Below are 19,935 nucleotides of genomic sequence, written 5' to 3' on the forward strand. Positions count from 1 at the left end.
TTAATTTATGCTAAGAACGTTTACACTCACCGTTACATCACAACTTTACCACCTTCTTACTCACTCCATCAATGTTAACCACATATACACCGGGTTGCCAATCATGCGATTCAAGCATGATTGTGTTTGAATTTGTTATAGTAAGTTGCCGTTGCGCTACTGTACGCCCCTGCATATCTTGCACGTGTAAGTGATAGGTTTTATTTTTTATGTTTTGTAAAGTGATGTACAAAAATATCAGTAGTAGGATTTGGGTAGAGGCTAAAGCTATAGTGATTAATCTCCTCAATATTTGATGGGTTGACTATATGCCATTTGCTTATCCAAAAGTCATAGGCATTACTAATAATTGAATCATACAATGGCGCACCCACATCTCCTGAATTTCCCGCTGTAACTACACCTGCTAAAATAAATGTACTATCATCTAGTAGTATGACCGAAGGAGTTTCATCTCTTTTACCACTACCTATAGTTTTATCCCAAATAATGTTAAGATTGCTATCCATACGTACCAACCAAAAATCATAATTATTTGGATCAGCAAGGTTTACTTTTCGGTTTTCACTTTTTTCAAAACTCGAATCAGAATTCGAATGACATACACATAAATAACCACCATCATTGGTTGTTAAAATTTGAATTACTTGCTCATTTACATTTCCACCAAATCTGCGTTGCTTTAATATATCCCCATTTGCAGTATCAATCACATATACCCATGAGTCAATCCAGCCACGAGGCAAGGTGTCTTGTATGCCATCATTGCATGGATAAAAATTACCTTGCAGAGAAGCCATTCCTAACGTGGCACCTATAGCTACATTACCATTAGAACTTAAAGCTGCACATAATGCATAATCATCTGCCTTGAGGCAACCATAACGCCTATCCCATATTTTGTTGCCGGCTGAATCTATTAACAGTAACCAGTTGTCATACTTCCAATAAGTTGAGTCAAACACAAGAGAAAAAGAAGAATCACTTACATCGCCATAGCTTGGGCCATAGTATGTGCCATTGGTGCTGCCGGTAATTAAGTATTTTGAATCGGAAATTGGCAAAATATTATAAACTAAGTCCCAACTTGAACTACCATAATTATTATCCCAAATTTTTGTTCCATTTGTATCCATTTTTACAATCCAAATATCAATAAAACCTACAAAAGTATCTGTTACATCACCACCGGGAATATAGCCATTTGAATATCCTCCAATAAGTAATTTATTATCAGGAGTCATAGCCCCACAATATGTTTTATCATCCCATATATCACCCAAGCGCTTATCCCATTGTACCACATTGCTCTCGTTTAATTTTACTATCCACCAATCCTGTTTTTTTGAATAGCGTGGTTCTGTTTTTTCACAGTCAGGTTTTGAATTGCTTACTCCAATAATATAAACATTGTTCTTATTGTCAGAAAAGGAATAACTAAAACCATCATCTAGTACACCACCAAGCGTTCTATCCCACATAATATTTCCATTGGCATCTACTTTGGTAACCCATATATCCACTGGAGTTGTAGTTGAGTCGAAAGAATAACAATTGTGATCAGTTTTTGTACCACTGGGGTATTTACCACTAGAGTGTCCTGCTACATAAAAATTGCCGCTTGAATCCTTTGATAACATATTAAAATTGCCATACTCCCATGTTGCACTACCTAAAACTTTTTCCCATTCCTTGGCAAATACAGGTTTTTGAGCATGTGCCTTAATTTGGATTAATACCAAAATAAGTAAAATGCATAATAAGCGAATCATAACTTTAATATTTTTAGTCGCTCACTCTGTCCATTTTTATTAAGATACGATATAAATGAAAGTCCCTTTGGTATCTCCCTATTTAAAATTCCAGCACTGCAATTAGTTGCAAAAACTTCTCCTCGTGTACCGGTCCATGTAATGATTTTGGATATTGCGTTTAATTCAATTGGTAAGAAATTATCATCAGCAATTACTATTGATTTCAATTCCTCAGTGTAATTATTATTTGAACCCAACATGCGTAAATCAGCGCCAGAGCTGACAACTTTATAATAAACTTCACCAGTTGGTCCTGGTGTCTGTTTACTCCATGAGTATATAAAACTTTCACTTAACTCACCAGTAATAGCAATGCCGGCATTCGACCCTGTGGTATTTTGTTGTATTGTATAATAAAGGTGATTATTGGCCAAAGTAGTCATTACAGGCTTTCCATCACTATTGTCCGCATAAAAACATGCTGATTTATATTCATTGTTTGTGTTATCTACATAATCGAAACCAATACACATTATTTGTCCGGAGTTAGGGTTTACTAATCCACTTTTTCTTTCATATGAAACTACAGGTTCCTTTTTTTGATATGTACTTATATCTATCAAAAAATTTGGATCATTATGAAATTGACATGACCCATCCGTATAAGTATTGTCAGTAGTCAATTTTTTAGGCCAAGGCCCCGGTTGTGTAACATAATCATAAAAAACAGTATGGCCATAAATATTAAAGTCCTGTAAGTCTTGGCCAACCCAAACCACTGTATAACCTTCTTGCACATTACTAATTGTCAGGTTACGTCTATTTCTTGCTATGCGAGGATGAGAGAAAACATTACTACCGGTTGCAAGTTTTAAATATTCTAAATTTACAGAAGGTCCGGTAAAAGCGCAGTTCTGATATTGAGAAAATACGAGATCATTACTTACACAAATTTGACTGATTGAATTTGGATTTCCGATAGTAGGAGCCATAAAAGTAATTTTAACTTTTCCGGGATTACTGTATTCTTGTGCTGGTACGGTTGGCATATCCATAATTGCAACATCTGGTGTATAATATGGCGGGTCAATGTTAAATGTGCCTGTTGGGTCTTTAAATAACGGAAATTCATAGTTGGTCATACACAATTGTATGGTGCTATTCCAGAAGGTTCCTGCAGCTCCAAATATTTTTTGTTGACCTTGTGCATTAATTTGATCAAACACAATAAAAAAATGTTCTTGCTGATCACTGTCAATATGTATTCCTGTTTGACATGCAGTACCATTTCCTAATGCCGTATTAGAAACTTGTGTCCATGTTTGATTACCCGGATTAAATTGTTCAACTAACAACATTGGAGTTGTCCCATTCAAATAAGCAATTAATGCAAACCAAATATTATTTCGTTGGATTAAGGCCACATCTGCTTCTGTGATATTGACCGGCAAATCTAAAATATCAAAGTAACTGTTCCCCGGAGTAGAATATTTCCAAAACATACTCAGGGTTACCAGCCCATACAACCAACATCTTTCAGTTAGTATACCAAGAACATTGGTTATAAGTATATCATTTGAGGTTTGATAAACGTAAGGTATTAGGTGTTGGCCCTACATTTTTGTGCATTTCTTTCGGTATGGTTGCTGCCTTAAACTGCGCTACCATTACATTGCTAAGCAAACAAAGAGCAACTAAATTGCCCCCCGCAAATACTGTGCCAGTGCGGGTTTCTGGCTTAGTGATTTTTTTCATATTATTAGATTTTTAAAATGATGTTGTAAAGTTATAAAAGTTTTTGAACTGGCAAATGTTATTTTTAAGATTGATGGAAGCGGCAAACCTTTTTCGTGGTAGGAATGATTGTGCCATAAACAAGTGATAACACCTATGAGGAAGAGAAAATCTTTACTCCAAAATACTGCGGGCGAGCCAAAGGCTCGCCCGCGATTACTTAATACTTAGAACGTTTACACGTACCGTTACTTCACAGTTTTACCACTTTTTACTCACACCTTCTATATTCACTACATACACGCCCGGCAACCAAGCATTAGTTTCAAGCATTACTGTATTTGATTTTGCAAGTACAATATCCTTTTGCTCTATCATGCGCCCTGTTATATCTTGCACTTGCAGGTGGTAGGTTTTGTTTTTTGCATTTTGCAATGTGATGTACAAAATATCTTTAATAGGATTTGGGTATAGGTTGAAACTATACCTATTGAGTTCATCAATATTGCTTGGATTTACGATATGCCATTTACTTACCCAAAAGTCGTGGGCATCATTAATTAATGAATCATACAATGGCGCACCCACATCTCCTGAGTTACCTGCAGTAACCACTCCTGCAAGAATAAATGTACTATCATTTAAAAGAATCAACGATGGCGTTTCATCTCTTTTGCCACTGCCGATAGTTTTATCCCAGATGATGTTGAGATTGCTATCCATACGTACCAACCAAAAATCATAATTATTTGGATCAGCAAGGTTTACTTTTCGGTTTTCACTTTTCTCAAAACTTGAGTCAGATGTTGACAAACAAACGCATAAATAACCCCCATCGGTAGTTGCAATAATTTGCCATATTTGATCTTGGGAATTTCCTCCAATTCTGCGTTGCTTTAACATGTTCCCTTTTGCAGTTTCTATTACATAACCCCAAATATCCAAATAACCCCGTGGCAAAGTATCTTGTATGCCATCATTACATGGATAAAAATTACCTTGCAGTGAAGCCATTCCCAAGTTACTTCCTATAGCTATATTACCATTAGAACTTAAAGCTGCACAGATTGCAAAATCATCCGCTTTGAGGCACCCGTAACGCCTATCCCATATTTTGTTACCTGCTGAGTCAATTAACAGTAACCAGTTGTCATACTTCCAATAAGTTGAATCAAATACAAGAGAAAATGAAGAATCACTTACATCACCATAGCTTGGGCCAGAATAGGTACCATTGGTAGTGCCGCTAATTAAGTATTTGAATCGGAAATTGGCAAATATTGCCAGCATAGTCCCAACTTGAACTACCATAATTATTATCCCAAATTTTGGTGCCATTGGTGTCCATCTTTACAATCCAAATATCAATAAAACCAACAAAGGTATCTGTTACATCTCCACCGGGTATGTAGCCATTTGAATATCCTCCAATGAGTAATTTATTATCAGGAATCATAGCCCCGCAATACGTTTTATCGTCCCATATATCACCTACGCGCTTCTCCCATTGTACAACATTACTATCATCTCAATTTCACTATCCACCAGTCTTGCTTTTTGAATAGCGTGGTTCTGTTTTTTTTCGCAAGCGTTTTGAATTGCTCGACCCAATAAGATAAATATTGTTTTTGTTGTCGGAAAAGGAATAATTGAAGCCTTCGTCCTGTTCTCCTCCAAGACTTCTATCCCACATAATATTTCCATTGGCATCGAGCTTAGTAACCCAAATATCTGCCGAAGCAAGGTTAGAGTCAATGGAGCTGCAATTGTGGTTGGTTTTTGTTCCACTTGGATATAACCCCTCCGATAATCCGGCTACATAAAAACTCCCACTTGAATCTTTTGATAACATATTAAGATTCCCAAACTCCCAGGTTGAACTTCCTAAAACTTTTTCCCACTCCTTGGCAAATACAGGTTTTTGCGCATGTGCTTTGAGTTGGATTAAAATTACTACAAGTAAAATGTATAGTATGCGCGTCATAGCTTTAATATTTTTACTCGCTCACTCTGACCATTTTTATTTAAATAATATATAAAAGAAAGGCCTTTTGGAATTTTGTTATCTAAAATTTCTGCACCACAATTAGCTGCATAAATTTCTCCTTGTGCACCTATCCATGTAATGATTTTTGTTACTGAATTTAATTCAATTGGTAAGAAATTATCATCGGCAATAACAATTGACTTCATTTCCTCAGTGTAATTATTATTTGAACCTATCATACGTAAATCAGCACCTGAGGTTACAACTTTATAATAAGCTTCACCAGTTGGCTGAGTTGGCTGTTTCATCCATGAGTAGATAAAACTTTCGCTTAGTTCACCGGTAATTGAAATACCAAAGTTGTTACCTGATATATTTTGTTGTATTGTATAATACTCGTAATTATTGAAGAATGTAGTTTTAACAGGTCTTCCATCGCTATTATCTGCATAAAAACATGCCGATTTCCAATTATTGGTATTCGGATCTGAATAATTGAAACCAATACACATTATTTGGCCGGAGTTTGGATTTACCAACCCACTTTTTCTTTCATAGGAAACAACTGGTTGGGATTTTTGATATGTACTAATATCTGGTAAAACGTCAGAAATGGAGCCATGAAAGTAACAACTTCCATCGGTATACGTATTATCTGTTTTCAGTATTTTAGGCCAAGGCCCCGGTTGTGTAACATAATCATAAAAAACAGTATGGCCATAAATATTAAAGTCCTGTAAGTCTTGGCCAACCCAAACCACTGTATAACCTTCTTGCACATTACTTATCGAAAGGTTTCGCCTGTTTCTTGCTATGCGAGGATGGGAGAAAACATTACTACCGGTTGCAAGTTTTAAATATTCTAAATTTACAGAAGGTCCGGTAAAAGCGCAGTTCTGATATTGAGAAAATACGAGATCATTACTTACACAAATTTGACTGATTGAATTTGGATTTCCGATAGTAGGAGCCATAAAAGTAATCTTAACTTTTCCAGGATTGCTGAATTGTTGCCCTGCTATTGTAGGCACATCCATAATTGCAACATCAGGGGTATAGTATGGAGGGTCAATTGTATATGTTCCTGTAGGGTCATTAAATATTGGAAATTCATAATTCGTCATACATAATGTTATAGAGTTATTCCAAAAGGTGCCGGCAGCCCCAAATATTTTTTGTTGGCCTTGAGCATTAATTTGATCAAACACAATAAAAAAATGTTCTTGCTGATCACTGTCAATATGTATTCCTGTTTGACATGCAGTACCATTTCCTAATGCCGTATTAGAAACTTGTGTCCATGTTTGATTACCCGGATTAAATTGTTCAACTAACAACATTGGAGTTGTCCCATTCAAATAAGCAATTAATGCAAACCAAATATTATTTCGTTGGATTAAGGCCACATCTGCTTCTGTGATATTGACCGGCAAATCTAAAATATCAAAGTAACTGTTCCCCGGAGTAGAATATTTCCAAAACATACTCCCAGGGTTACCAGCCCATACAACCAAATCCATTTCAGTTAGTATACCAAGAACATTGGTTATAAGTATATCATTTGAGGTTTGATAAACGTAAGGGTAATTAGGTGTTGGCCCTACACTTTTTGTGCATTTCGTTTCCGGTATGGTTGCTGCCTTAAACTGCGCTACCATTACATTGCTAAGCAAACAAAGAGCAACTAAAATTGCCCCCCCCCGCAAATACTTTGCCTGTGCGGGTTTCAGGCTTAGTGATTTTTTTCATCCTGTATAATTTTTTAATTGGTTACGATGTAAATATAAATAATATTTTGAACGGGCAAATATTTTTTTTAACCGTAGCCTATGTTGTAAAATATCAAAGCGCATAGTACCCTTCAACAATCCCCTCCATACCCTATCTAAGTAAGAAGAGCTTGTTTTAAATAAAAAAGAAAAATGAATTGCTTTTTTTTCTTGATAAAATATTAAACCGATGTGTTCAATTAAATTAATTTTTTTTGAGTTGGTATATTGTAACTAATAGGCATTAAAAAATCCTAACTAATTTTTGTGTGTTCACCATGTTTGATTGGCAGGCGAAAAAATAAACTGTAACGGTATGCCAAGGCATACCGTCCAAATAGCTACCGTATGTATGAGTTGTGCAGATGTGTATATATTTGCTGCTTATTAAATGTAAAAATGACTTTTGAAAAAAACATTCTAATTACCGGAGGTGCCGGTTTTATTGGCAGCCATGTAGTACGCAGGTTTATTACCCATTATAAGAACTATAAAATATTTAACCTTGATAAACTTACTTATGCGGGTAATCTTGAAAATTTAAAAGATATAGAGCAATCTACCAATTACGAATTTATTAAGGCTGATATAACCGATGAAAATGAAATCAATCAACTTTTTGAAAAACATGCATTTGACAGTGTGATCCATCTTGCTGCCGAAAGTCATGTAGACCGTAGCATTCTGAGCCCTTTGGATTTTATTAAAACCAATATTTTAGGCACCGTTAATCTATTAAATGCTGCAAAATCAATTTGGAAAAAAAACGGTCTATTGTCCTCTGGTTTATTCTATCACATAAGCACCGATGAAGTGTATGGAACCCTGGGCGCCACAGGTAAATTTACCGAAGCTACCAGCTATGACCCACACAGCCCATATAGCGCCAGCAAAGCAGGTAGCGATCACCTTGTACGTGCCTATCACGATACGTACCAAATGCAGGTGGTCATTAGCAATTGCAGCAATAATTATGGAGCTAATCAATTTCCCGAAAAACTGATTCCATTGGCAATTAATAATATCATGCATAACAAACCGGTTCCTGTCTATGGGGCAGGTTTAAATGTTCGCGATTGGCTTTGGGTAGAGGATCATGCAGCAGCTATTGATTTAATTTTTCATAAAGGAAAAAAAGGGGAAACGTATAACATTGGGGGCAATAACGAATGGAAAAACATTGACCTACTGCATCTTTTGTGCAATATAATGGACAATAAACTAAACAGACCTAAGGGTGAAAGTGCCAAGCTGCTAACCTTTGTAAAAGACCGCGAAGGGCATGACTTACGTTATGCTATTGATGCCTCTAAACTAAAACATGAGCTGGGTTGGACGCCCTCCATTCAATTTGAACAAGGGCTGGAACACACCGTGGACTGGTACCTGGCCAACCAAAGCTGGATGGAGAATGTTATTTCGGGCAATTATTCGCACTACTATCAGGAACAATATGCCAAGAGATTTTAGCAGAATATAGTTGCATATCTTTTGTTTTAATAACCTTTATTAGATAAATGGTGAGCAATGCTTCTCAACGCTTAAAAAGCAAACCAAATTACCCCGCCAAACGGTGCTATGTTAAATTATTTCAGGCAATTAAAATTATTACAAACCAGACAAAATTTTTCCCCATTTACTGCGTTTGTTTACATTTGTGGATTGTTTCTGAAGATAGTGTTCCTTTATGAATTAGTAACTTAAACAACTTTATCGTTTAATTGCACCTAACGCATAGCATGAAATAACTAAAACCTTAGAACTGAATTATTTAAGCATCATCAAATTGAAAATAAGCAATTATTTTAAATATAGTCTTTTGTCGTTAATAGCCGTATCCGGCATCAGTTTGATTACTGGTGCAATGGAAGGGCCATTAAATCATTTTAGCGACAAGATTATAGAAATAAACGAACCGCCTGTTTTCGCTCCCGATACCGACTCACTTAAATATCCTTTTGATGACCGCATTAGCGACCCGTATTCGTTGCCTTTCGACAATTCGCCACTTTATTTAAAAGATCCTTCTAATATAAGCACCTCCATTGAATACGACCCTACCAGCAATGAGTACAACATAAATGACCGAATTGGAGACGAGTTTTTTCGCAATCCAAATTACATGACCTTTCAGGAATTTAACGAAGATCAAAATAAGCGGTCAACCAAAGCTTACTGGAAACAACTGGCAGATGGGGCAGATATTATCTCACAAAAGAAAAACCTCAATCCAAAGTTGTATGTACCGGGTCGGCTATTTGAAAGTATATTTGGAAGCAATACGATTGACATACGTCCGCAAGGATCGGTGGAGTTAAGATTTGGACTCCAAACAAACCGCAACGAAAATCCCGCTTTGCCCGAGAAACAGCGAAGCGTTACCACATTCGATTTTCAACAAAAAATACAATTAAATGTAATAGGAAATATTGGGACCAAATTAAAAACAGGCATCAATTATAATTCCGAAGCAAGTTTCGAATTCGAGAATAGGATGAAACTTGAATTTACAGGTGGCGAAGATGACATTATCAAGAAAATAGAAGCCGGGAATGTGACACTGCCTTTAAATAGTACCCTCATACAAGGAAGCCAAAGCTTGTTTGGAATAAAAACGCAATTGCAATTTGGGCACCTTTCAGTAACAAGTGTATTCTCGCAGCAAAAAGGACAATCAAAAACCATAGAAGTAAAGAACGGTGCACAGACACAACCATTTGAAATTACGGGCGACAACTATGAAGCTAACCGCCACTTTTTTATCGCGCAATATTTTCGCGATAATTATGATTATGCGATGCGTCAGATTCCTTTAATTCAATCACCTGTTATTGTTACCAAAATTGAAGTTTGGGTTGTAAAACCCGGACAAGTAGATACCCGCACACTGATAGGTTTTGGCGACTTAGGCGAGAAAAAGCCTAACAAAACTGGGCTTACCGATCCCAATGGCCCCAACCTTCCAAACAATAATAGCAACACGCTGTATGCAAATCTGAATTTAGCACCTTACAATCAACTACGTGATATTAATTATGCCAATTATAATGTTCTGAATGGCTTAGGTCTTAATGCGCCTCAGGATTTTGAACGTATGGATAATGCAGTGCGATTACAACCAAGTGAATATACTTTTGACCCGCGGCTTGGTACGTTGTCATTAAGATCAACACTTAATCCGAATCAAGCATTGGCTGTAGCCTACGAATATCAGGTTGGTGGCCAGGTGTATCGTGTTGGCGACCTTACCAATAGTGGAATTGAACCTCCTAAACGTTTGTTTGTTAAGATACTTAAGAGCTCGGTTACCAATGTAACCTTGCCCCTTTGGGACTTGATGATGAAAAATGTTTACAACATTCAGGCTTATGGACTACAGGCAAAAGATTTCAAACTTAACATCCTTTATTTTGATGACAGTACAGGCACCAATGTAAATTTTCTTCCCGTTTCTTCTTCCGAAACCAATTTGTTTGGCAAGCAATTAATCAGGGTGTTAAATCTTGATAGATTGAATAATAATAATGACCCTCAGCCAGATGGTGTCTTTGACTACATAGAAGGAATAACTATTAATTCGCAAGAAGGCAGAATCTATTTACCATTGGTAGAACCATTTGGCAAATCGCTGGCCGCATTATTCAAAAGCCAGCAAGTAGCGCAAAAATACTTATACACTGACCTGTACAGGCAGACCAAAATTGCGGCACAACAGAACACCGAAAAGAATAAATTTTTTATTACCGGAACATACTCCAGCTCGGTTAGCTCCGAGATAAGTTTAAATCAGATAAACATTCCGCAAGGTTCGGTTAAGGTATCGAGTGGTGGCACACCTTTGGTTGAAAACGTAGACTTTACCGTTGATTATAATTTAGGTAAAGTAAAAATAATAAATCAGGCCTATCTTAATAGTGCAACACCCTTGCAGGTGCAGGTAGAAAGCAACACCTTATTTGCCTTGCAAACAAGGAGGCTAATGGGTACCCACCTCGATTACCAATTTAGTAAAGATTTTAATTTGGGTGCTACCATTTTAAATTTGAGCGAACGTCCTATTACCCAAAAAATAAATTTTGGTGATGAGCCTATTAGCAACACGATATGGGGCTTAAATGGAAATTACAGAACCGATTCGCGCTTCATTACAAAAATGATTGACAAGCTTCCTTTTATTAGCACCAAAGAAATAAGTAACATAACTGTAAGTGGCGAGTTTGCACAGTTTATACCGGGTCATCCTCGTGTTATAACAAAGGCAGGAACTTCGTACATAGATGATTTTGAAGGAAGCCAAAGCAATATTGATATTCGCAATCCGGGCAACTGGTTTTTAAGCAGTGTTCCAGAAAACAACCTAAGCTTGTTTCCGGAAACCAAAGATACGAATCAGCGCAGTTGGGGATTGAACAGGGCTTTACTTACCTGGTATAATATTGACCCCACGGTGTTTGCACCCAATAGCGGATTGTTGCCACCGGGCATTGATAATAATGCATTAAGTAATCACCAGGTACGTCAGATAAATGAAGACGAATTATTTGCACGCGACTTTGTGGGAATAATTCCACGCATACCGGTATTAAACCTCGCCTATTACCCACGTGAGCGAGGTGCCTATAATTTTGATGCGTTGCCAACAGCCTATTCTCAGGGAATTGATGCGGATGGATTCCTGCTTGCTCCCGAAACCAGGTGGGGAGGCATGATGCGCAGAATTGAGAACAATGATTTTGAAGCTGCCAACGTGGAGTTTATTTCTTTCTGGCTTATGGATCCATTTAATGACGACTATTCTAGTCAAAACAATTCGGGAAAGTTGTACTTTCATTTAGGTCAGATTTCGGAAGATATTTTGCACGATGGTTTTAAGATGTTTGAAAACGGATTGAACTGCGCCAATAATACTTTAATAAATTTTCCCGGACCTTGGGGGCTATTTCCTGGTAATCCTACTAACCCAACCAATGCATTTGACACCGATGATGATTGCCGCGCCTTTCAGGATGTAGGATATGATGGAATGCCGACAGACACCGAAAAAGTTTTTACCAAACCTTTTTTTCTTGACAACATTGCTGCGGCATTTGGCACTGCAAGTGCTGCTTACAACCTTGCCTTAGCCGATCCTTCGAGTGATAATTTCCGTTATTTCAGAGGAACAGATTTTGACAATGCACAACTTGACATTCTGCAACGCTATAAGCGCTTTAGTGTACCTGATGGCAACAGCAAAACGTCTAAACAATCGAGCGAGCCCTATATTACGCAAAGCACCAACTTTCCTGAAATGGAAGACATTAACAGGGATGGTACTATGGATATTTACGAAAACTATTTTCAATACGAACTTGAGATTAGTAAAAACGGGTTGGAGGTTGGCAGCAATTATATTGTAGATAAGCGCGAATCTAATCCTGAAGTTGCTTCAGGTGGCAATCGTAAAATAACATGGTATCAATTTCGCATTCCGGTAAATGATGAAACCCGCCAAAAGTTTGGCGATATCCAAGACCTTCGTAGTGTTGGCTTCATACGCGTACTTATGAAAGGATTTTCTGACAGCATCGTATTACGTTTTGCCCGCCTTGACCTTACCAGGGGCGAATGGCGCAGATATACCAAAAGATTGCAAGGGCCGGGACTATACTTTGATGTTTGTCCAAACTCTAATACTTCTTTTGAAGTATCAGCAATCTCGCTCGAAGAAAATAAAAATAAAATACCATGTAATTATGTAATACCTCCGGGCATACAACGCGAAATTAATACAGCATCCATCCAACAACAACGGTTGAATGAGCAAAGTATGGTGTTGCGTGTATGCGGACTATGTGATGGTGATGCACGTGCTACTTTTAAAACGCTTGATCTTGATATGCGTAACTATGGCCGTGTAAAGATGTATGTGCATGCTGAGCCCAATGCGCAATGCACGCAAGACTTTAATTGCGGTCCTACCGATGTAAAAGATAACGACTTAGTATTGTTTGTGCGTTTTGGAACTGACAATAGTCAGAATTACTACGAATACGAAATGCCAATAAAGGTTACTGATATTTCGAAAGGTGAAGTAGAAGACCCTGCACTCATTTGGCCATCGGCAAATGAGATTGATATTAATCTCAAAGACCTGGTAGATGCCAAACTTATAAGAAACAGCGAATTAAAAAATGGCTCTTCCACCCTATCTGCATACCGGCCATACAAAACAGATGGTGACCGAAACATTTACATTGTTGGATCGCCTAACCTGAGTAACATTCGTACCATTATGATTGGGGTGCGTAACCCTAAAAAAGGAGGCATTGTTGCTTTTGGAAAAGATGATGGCGAACCCAAATGTGCAGAAATATGGGTAAATGAATTACGCCTTACCGACTTTGACGAGCGTGGCGGATATGCAGCCACCGCAAGGGTAGCTGCCAAGTTAGCTCACCTTGGTAACCTTACATTAAGTGGAAGCCGCAAGACGATTGGGTTTGGTGGTTTGGAGCAAAAGTAAATGAACGCAGTCGCGAAAATTTTACGCAGTATGATATCGCAACCACGTTGGAGTTAGGAAAATTTTTCCCTGATAAAGTTTCATTATCCCTTCCGTTCTACTATAGCTTCGGACAGGTAATAAGCAATCCACAGTTTAATCCGCTTGATCCTGATGTGCCTTTTGAAACTGCATTGCAAGCACTTGAAACCAAGCAAGATCGTGATGAGTTGCGCAGAAATGCGCAAGACTTTACCCAACGTAAAACCATTAGTTTTACCAATGTTCGCAAAAACAAAACCGGAGGCAAATCGCATATTTATGACATTGAGAATTTTAATGTGAGCTATTCATACTCCGAAATTTTTAGACGGAACATCAATATGCAATTTGATGTTTTGAGAAATTACAGAGGCTCGCTGGGCTATAATTTTAATGCAAGTCCCAAACCTTTCGAACCATTTAAAAAATCGAAAATCGTAGGTAATAGCAAATGGATAAAACTAGTTAAAGATTTTAATGTTACCCCTTTGCCGGCATCCATCAATATTCGCAACGATCTTGATAGGCAATATGGTGAGCAACTTCTTCGCAACAACACTACCTATCGTGCAATTTTAGATACTACCTTTAATAAGTTTTTTAACTGGGTGCGGCAGTATGATATGCGATGGGACTTAACCAAGTCGCTAAAGCTTGACTTTGCTGCCAATAACCAATCGCGTGTTGATGAACCGGCTGGTCGCCTCGACACTGAGACTAAAAAAGATTCGGTTAAAACAAATTTGAAAAACTTTGGACGTAACACCAACTATGGACACAATGGAAATGCAAGCTATCAGGTACCCTTAAATAAGCTGCCGTTGGTCGATTGGATTTCGCTTAATGCCCGCTACGGATTTGATTATAGTTGGGCAGCAGCCCCATTGCGTTTTGATAGTGTATTAAATAAAAACACACCAAGTAGTGCATTAGGAAATACCATTCAAAATTCGAATACCAAAAGCTTGAATGCAACACTAACATTTACACAGTTGTATAACAAGCTACCGTTTTTCAAAAAATTACTTGCACCACCTAACAAGGCCCCTCAGCAACCACAACGAAATAAATCGGCCGAACAACCAAAGAACCAAAACGACACTACCAAAACAAAACCTCCAAAGCCTCCGGGACAAATACCAGGTGTAGTGCGTTTTATTGGCAAAGCTATACTAGCTGTTAAAAACGTTGGAGGCACATTTAGCGAAACCAATGGAACCATGTTTCCGGGATATCGCAGGCCATCGGTTATACTTGGTCAAGACTATTATCAAAATTCAAAAGGAGAGCAGGTAACTGCACCCGGATTTGGATTTGTGTTTGGAAGTCAAAAGGACATAAGATTTGATGCTGCGCAAAATTTATGGTTAAGCACTGATACTTCCTTTAATGCTCAATATACGCGCAATTTCACACAAAATATTCAGGCACGAAGTACCATAGAGCCCATTACCGGCTTACGTATCGAATTAAATGCAACGCGCAATTATAGCCGCAACCTTACCGAAAATTACAGAGCCAATACTTCAGGAGTTTATCGTGGTGTGGGAACGATGGAATCGGGTAACTTTAGTGTATCGTATATTACCTGGAATACGGCTTTTATTAAAGACCGTAAAAACAAAACCAATGAAATTTTCGAACAGTTTGATGAGAACCGGAAAATAATTTCTCAAATTATAGGAATAGAAAACCCCTATTCGAATTGGCTATTAACCGATAGCGGTTATGTAGATGGATATGGCGGAGCACAACAGGAAGTATTAACTTATGCGTTTCTGGCAGCCTATACCGGTCGCAATCCAAAAAAGGTTGAAAAAACACAATTCTTCAAACTGCCCTTACCTAACTGGCGAATAACCTTTGATGGCTTGAGCAAATTGGCATGGAGCAAAAAAATATGGAACAGTGTAAATATTACGCATGGATATCGCAGCACCTATAATATCAATTCGTTTATTACTAACATTAACTATACTGATCCGCAAGATTATGGCTTTAGTTCGGTGCGCGATGCATCAGGAAATTTTATTCCACAATACGAAGCACAACAAGTAAGCATTACTGAATCTTTCAGTCCATTGATTGGTATAGACATGACGTGGAAAAAAAATGGATTATTTACGCGCATGGAAATTAAACGTGATCGCAATTTGTCTTTAACTTTTACCGGCATACAACTTACCGAAGTTAGAAGCAACGACCTTACCATAGGTGCCGGATACCGTATTCCTAAATTCACCTTGCCTTTCAAAGTAGGTGGAAAAAAGGTTAAATTGAAAAATGATTTAAATGTTACTGCTGATTTCAGTATGCGCAAAAACCTTACAATTATCCGCAAGATGATTGAAAAAACAAATATTCCCAGTGCTGGTATGAACACATACAACATTAAACTGTCAGCTGATTATATTTTGAACGAGCGATTCAATATTCGATTCTATTATGATCAGGTAATCAACAGACCAGAAATTGCCAACTCTTTTCCCAATTCGAATACACAGGTTGGTTTTGCAGTAAGATTTACACTTGCTCAGTAAGCCTCTAACTTTTTCGGGGCAATATCAAAATTACGATTCTCCAAAATAAATTGGGCTTGCTGTTTAATATTGACATCCATCAAAATCAATAATATAGTAGTGGAAATAAAAAAATCAGTGCAAGGAAAAAGGCCAAAGTATCAAAAAGTCATGTATCACTTCATGTGTTAGTGGGCTCGAAAGCTATCAAGCATGTAAGGATTTTCAACATACAGTAATCCGCAGCTATCCCTTGCTAATTGCAAGGAATTTTTGGCGCACCAAATAACTTCTATCAAATTGATTCTAGAACTGAATACATTTTCGAGAAAAACGGTGTTGCTCCTACGGAGCTCTAAGATTTTTTATGCTGCTGTTAAAACCCAAGCAGGCCTGCATCTTAATAAAAAAAGGGAAAATAACAGCCCAAACGGGACGACTTGTTAGTACATATGCAACCATCAAAAATTAGCGACCACTAAATATAAAAAGAAATTCTCTGTGTTCCTCTGTGTCTCCTTGCGCAGCTGTATTTAATCTTCAAAAAAAAATCTCCATGTTCCTCCGTGTCTCTGTGCGCCATTGCATTTAATAATCAAAAAATAGCAAGCGCTAAATATAAAAAGAAATTCTCTGTGTTCCTCTGTGTCTCCGTGCGCCATTGCATTTAGTCATCAAAAATTACACACGCAACCTATAAAAAATAGCAAGCCCTGTTTACGAATATCATTTAGCAGCATTTGTCTTTATTTCGAAACTAACCATACTGCTTTTAAGGAAAAGCATTCCATTAACTATGTTTCAAAAAAAAACTGCCGCATCATTTATTGGAAGCGGCAGCTATTACTCGCGGTTGATTAATTTGGATTGATACTTATATTATCGATGCAATATTTTTTTCTGTTGAGTTGGAGACGTTACTCAAAGTCCCAAAACACCCCTACCATTTCTCCATTGCGCAATTGATGCACCTTTCCATTGTTGCCCAATAAATCAGCTTCAAATAGTGCATGAACAATAAGCTGATCTTGATCATTAATTGTATATTCTAAAATTTTGAAAGTAAATTTATCACTGTCCAATGAACGAAAGATTTCGCTATCGTGTTCATTTTGCAATGTCAATTGAACACCTTCGTTCATCCATGATGAAATATTATTATCTTCTGCTGACAGCAAGTAGTTATACCATGAAGTTTCGTCAGTAATTTTACGCACCAACAAATCTCCTTTTTCAATCTCGAGGAAAAAGTCCTTACCTATTTCATTAGTCATTGTGCAGCTATTAATAATATCGAACCTTGATCCATAACTCTGAGACCCTTTGTTTAGGTCACCATATAAAACAGGCACATTATTTCCCTCCATAAAATAAGTGCTTCCATCTAGTTCGAACTTAACTTTGGCTGGTCTATCCAAAGCGAACACTTCACTTTTCAGGGGCTCCACATTTTCCTTCTTGCATGCGGCTGTTGCCATTAGGCAAAGCACTGCCATGCTTACTAGTTTTAATTTCATAAGCTAATTGATTTTAAATTTTAGAAGATAATTTATTTAAGGCGATAGGATACTCCTATCCAATATTCAAAATGATCGAACCGGTAGGTTTTTCTTGCCATTTGCACTGATGATTCCATAGACACAGCTGGTGTAACCAAGAGTGTATATGCTGCACGTGCGTTAATAGATAAGCGCGGCAATACATCATATTCTGCACCTAATTTTAGTGTTGGTGCCCACACAGCCTTATAGTTAAGGCCTGATGTATATTTTGCCACAACTTCTTTCTTAGTAAAAGTATTTATCATACTTGCCTTTTTAGATATTGGAAGTAAGTAGTGCACACCTGCCAATGCATAAGGAGTTAATTTGCGATTTTTGGTCATCTGCCAACCGGCAAGCAAAGGAATATCGATATACTTAGTTTGTTCATTGGTTAGCAAACGAGTAGTATCTCCAGCATCATTGTATTTGGGAAGTATGACTTGCTCTAAAGAGGCAGCCGGAATAGCTAATCCAGAAATGTGTATTATTGATTTATCAAAGATCAGATTGCCAATACTAGTTGTGGCAAAATAATTCCCATTAGCATCTTTCCAAATGGACGGAACAAAGTCAGCGCGATTAAAGTATCGTAATCCAATGCCTATCTCAGCACGGAAATATCGCTTGCTTGCGTAACTGCCTGTTATATAATAACCCATTGAGTTTTCACCCGGAGAAGCAGTGACCCTTGATAGAAACTCTTTTCCTTCATACTCATATTGTTCAGCAAGAATTTCACTCTCATTGTGCAAACGTACTACATTGAAACCAACTCTAAATGCGCGTTCACCTAACTGCTTTGGCAACTTATCTTTCGCACTATGTTCATTCGCGCTGCTATCAACTGATTCAGGCTGATGCTGATGTCTATGCACAATATTCATTTCATATGGAATTACATTTAATCCTGCAATTGATTTAAGCCTTGCCATAGACATATTAGTATTATCATCTGCAAGTGCCGCAGCGGTATTCTTATCTTTTAATTTGGCCTCCGCATAAAGCTGATGCCTCTGTAACTTTTTTATTGAATGTAAAGTTCCCCGTTTGATTGTTGCATTGCTTGCCTCATTATCGGCATTGCCAACATTATGTTTTTTGGCAGCCGTTGAATTCATCTTTTGCATTTGGGTTGGTTTATCAATTATTGTTTTTATCTCTTGAATACCAGGCGTGTTTACTTCTTTGCTGCTTTCATTTGAAATGATAGATTTTGATTTAGTTTCATTTCTATACAATTGATTTTCTGTTTTACTCGAAAACTGAAAATTATCATTGTAGATTGACTTATATCCAAACCAAGCAATTGCACTGCCAACTAAAGCTATTGCCGAAATCCAAAATATAAACCCTCGCTTTTTCTTTTCTGGTGGCAATTGCTTTTCAATTTCATTCCACATATTTTCGGAAACGGGTAGTTCAAAATTTTCAAACTGATCTTTTATATTCATGGCTAATTATTTTTTGTCGTTTAACATTTGTTGCAATAATTTCCTAGCATTGGCATAGTGCCACTTGGAGGTACCTTCGCTAATATTTGCCATTTGCGCAATCTCTGCATGCTTGTATCCCTCTATAGCATACATATTAAATACAAGGCGGGTAGCAGGTGGCAGTTGCTGTATCAATTGTGCTAACTCGTATGCATTCGCTTGATAATCGGGAGTTTGGTCTTCTGCAACTACCAGTTCGTAATCACTTGTGTCAAATAATATTTTCTTTTTTCTAAAAAATTCGAATACCGTATTTATCGTTATTCTTTTTATCCATCCTTCGAAACTGCCCCTATAATCATAGCCCTTCAGATTCAAAAATATTTTTACCATCGCTTCCTGACAAAGATCCTCTGCCTCTTCCCTGTTTCGCGTATATCTATAACAAATCCCAAGTAACTTACTACCATACATCTTGAATAGCTGTTGCTGGCAAACTCTTTCGTTTTTAATGCATCCAGCTATTATTGATTGTAAGTTTTGTGCTTGCATAGTTTGCATTGATGCAGAAACAGCAATTTTAGAAGTTAAAGGCCCACTTAAATTTATTACCTGTGAATGTACCAACATAATTGCTTATTTAATTACATAGATGCAAGTCGCAGACTA

The 19,935-nt window shown here is 37.4% G+C and carries 14 protein-coding genes; 3 read left to right on the forward strand and 11 right to left on the reverse strand.

Going from position 1 to position 19,935, the window contains the following annotated elements; genetic code table 11:
* Positions 1-37 precede the first annotated feature (37 nt).
* The 8 genes from IPO27_02835 to IPO27_02870 form a co-directional block, all read right to left on the reverse strand.
* Positions 38-232, reverse strand: coding sequence for a T9SS type A sorting domain-containing protein (locus tag IPO27_02835; GenBank protein ID MBK8845537.1), 195 nt, complete (start codon positions 230-232; stop codon positions 38-40).
* Complete coding sequence (locus IPO27_02840; protein MBK8845538.1) at positions 201-1,772, reverse strand: hypothetical protein; 1,572 nt, start codon at positions 1,770-1,772, stop codon at positions 201-203. Before IPO27_02840 ends, IPO27_02835 begins: the two co-directional genes overlap by 32 nt.
* On the reverse strand, positions 1,769-3,256 hold the full coding sequence (locus tag IPO27_02845; protein MBK8845539.1) for a hypothetical protein: 1,488 nt from the start codon (positions 3,254-3,256) through the stop codon (positions 1,769-1,771). Before IPO27_02845 ends, IPO27_02840 begins: the two co-directional genes overlap by 4 nt.
* 70 nt (positions 3,257-3,326) lie before the next feature.
* Positions 3,327-3,509 (reverse strand): hypothetical protein, encoded by a 183-nt coding sequence (locus tag IPO27_02850; GenBank protein ID MBK8845540.1) that lies wholly within the window; start codon positions 3,507-3,509, stop codon positions 3,327-3,329.
* 240 nt (positions 3,510-3,749) lie between these two features.
* Complete coding sequence (locus IPO27_02855; protein MBK8845541.1) at positions 3,750-4,799, reverse strand: T9SS type A sorting domain-containing protein; 1,050 nt, start codon at positions 4,797-4,799, stop codon at positions 3,750-3,752.
* Complete coding sequence (locus tag IPO27_02860) at positions 4,735-4,944, reverse strand: hypothetical protein (protein ID MBK8845542.1); 210 nt, start codon at positions 4,942-4,944, stop codon at positions 4,735-4,737. The genes IPO27_02855 and IPO27_02860 overlap by 65 nt, the downstream gene beginning before the upstream one ends.
* A gap of 81 nt (positions 4,945-5,025) precedes the next feature.
* The gene (locus IPO27_02865; GenBank protein MBK8845543.1) at positions 5,026-5,472 is read right to left on the reverse strand and encodes a hypothetical protein; all 447 of its coding nucleotides are present in this window, start codon (positions 5,470-5,472) and stop codon (positions 5,026-5,028) included.
* Positions 5,469-7,133, reverse strand: coding sequence for a hypothetical protein (locus IPO27_02870; GenBank protein ID MBK8845544.1), 1,665 nt, complete (start codon positions 7,131-7,133; stop codon positions 5,469-5,471). The genes IPO27_02865 and IPO27_02870 overlap by 4 nt, the downstream gene beginning before the upstream one ends.
* A 510-nt stretch (positions 7,134-7,643) precedes the next feature.
* Between IPO27_02870 and rfbB the strand changes: the two genes are divergently transcribed.
* From rfbB to sprA (IPO27_02885), 3 genes are all read left to right on the forward strand, one after another.
* Entirely contained in the window at positions 7,644-8,714 is a 1,071-nt protein-coding gene (gene rfbB / locus IPO27_02875; GenBank protein ID MBK8845545.1) for a dTDP-glucose 4,6-dehydratase, read from the forward strand.
* A 349-nt stretch (positions 8,715-9,063) separates the two neighbouring features.
* Entirely contained in the window at positions 9,064-13,749 is a 4,686-nt protein-coding gene (sprA, locus tag IPO27_02880) for a cell surface protein SprA (GenBank protein MBK8845546.1), read from the forward strand.
* Positions 13,698-16,310, forward strand: a complete 2,613-nt coding sequence (gene sprA / locus IPO27_02885) for a cell surface protein SprA (GenBank protein ID MBK8845547.1) — start codon at positions 13,698-13,700, stop codon at positions 16,308-16,310. The genes sprA (IPO27_02880) and sprA (IPO27_02885) overlap by 52 nt, the downstream gene beginning before the upstream one ends.
* 896 nt (positions 16,311-17,206) lie before the next feature.
* Here the strand turns inward: sprA (IPO27_02885) and IPO27_02890 are convergent.
* From IPO27_02890 to IPO27_02900, 3 genes are read right to left on the reverse strand one after another with little or no spacing between them, the layout of a single operon-like run.
* Positions 17,207-17,806 carry a hypothetical protein gene (locus tag IPO27_02890; GenBank protein ID MBK8845548.1) on the reverse strand — a complete coding sequence of 200 codons (600 nt, stop codon included), beginning with the start codon at positions 17,804-17,806 and terminating at the stop codon, positions 17,207-17,209.
* A 32-nt stretch (positions 17,807-17,838) separates the two neighbouring features.
* Positions 17,839-19,284, reverse strand: a complete 1,446-nt coding sequence (locus IPO27_02895; protein ID MBK8845549.1) for a hypothetical protein — start codon at positions 19,282-19,284, stop codon at positions 17,839-17,841.
* A gap of 6 nt (positions 19,285-19,290) precedes the next feature.
* Positions 19,291-19,896 (reverse strand): RNA polymerase sigma factor, encoded by a 606-nt coding sequence (locus tag IPO27_02900; GenBank protein ID MBK8845550.1) that lies wholly within the window; start codon positions 19,894-19,896, stop codon positions 19,291-19,293.
* Positions 19,897-19,935 lie beyond the last annotated feature (39 nt).

The sequence above is a fragment of the Bacteroidota bacterium genome, assembly GCA_016714535.1.
Lineage (GTDB): Bacteria > Bacteroidota > Bacteroidia > AKYH767-A > OLB10 > JADKFV01.

Excerpts from the sequence above, each read along its gene's own strand:
- IPO27_02840 (MBK8845538.1), bottom strand. The coding sequence starts at position 1,772 with ATGATTCGCTTATTATGCATTTTACTTATTTTGGTATTAATCCAAATT.
- IPO27_02845 (MBK8845539.1), bottom strand. The coding sequence starts at position 3,256 with ATGTTTTGGAAATATTCTACTCCGGGGAACAGTTACTTTGATATTTTA.
- IPO27_02850 (MBK8845540.1), bottom strand. The coding sequence starts at position 3,509 with ATGAAAAAAATCACTAAGCCAGAAACCCGCACTGGCACAGTATTTGCG.
- IPO27_02855 (MBK8845541.1), bottom strand. The coding sequence starts at position 4,799 with ATGGTAGTTCAAGTTGGGACTATGCTGGCAATATTTGCCAATTTCCGA.
- IPO27_02860 (MBK8845542.1), bottom strand. The coding sequence starts at position 4,944 with ATGATTCCTGATAATAAATTACTCATTGGAGGATATTCAAATGGCTAC.
- IPO27_02865 (MBK8845543.1), bottom strand. The coding sequence starts at position 5,472 with ATGACGCGCATACTATACATTTTACTTGTAGTAATTTTAATCCAACTC.
- IPO27_02870 (MBK8845544.1), bottom strand. The coding sequence starts at position 7,133 with ATGGTAGCGCAGTTTAAGGCAGCAACCATACCGGAAACGAAATGCACA.
- rfbB (MBK8845545.1), top strand. The coding sequence starts at position 7,644 with ATGACTTTTGAAAAAAACATTCTAATTACCGGAGGTGCCGGTTTTATT.
- IPO27_02890 (MBK8845548.1), bottom strand. The coding sequence starts at position 17,806 with ATGAAATTAAAACTAGTAAGCATGGCAGTGCTTTGCCTAATGGCAACA.
- IPO27_02895 (MBK8845549.1), bottom strand. The coding sequence starts at position 19,284 with ATGAATATAAAAGATCAGTTTGAAAATTTTGAACTACCCGTTTCCGAA.
- IPO27_02900 (MBK8845550.1), bottom strand. The coding sequence starts at position 19,896 with ATGTTGGTACATTCACAGGTAATAAATTTAAGTGGGCCTTTAACTTCT.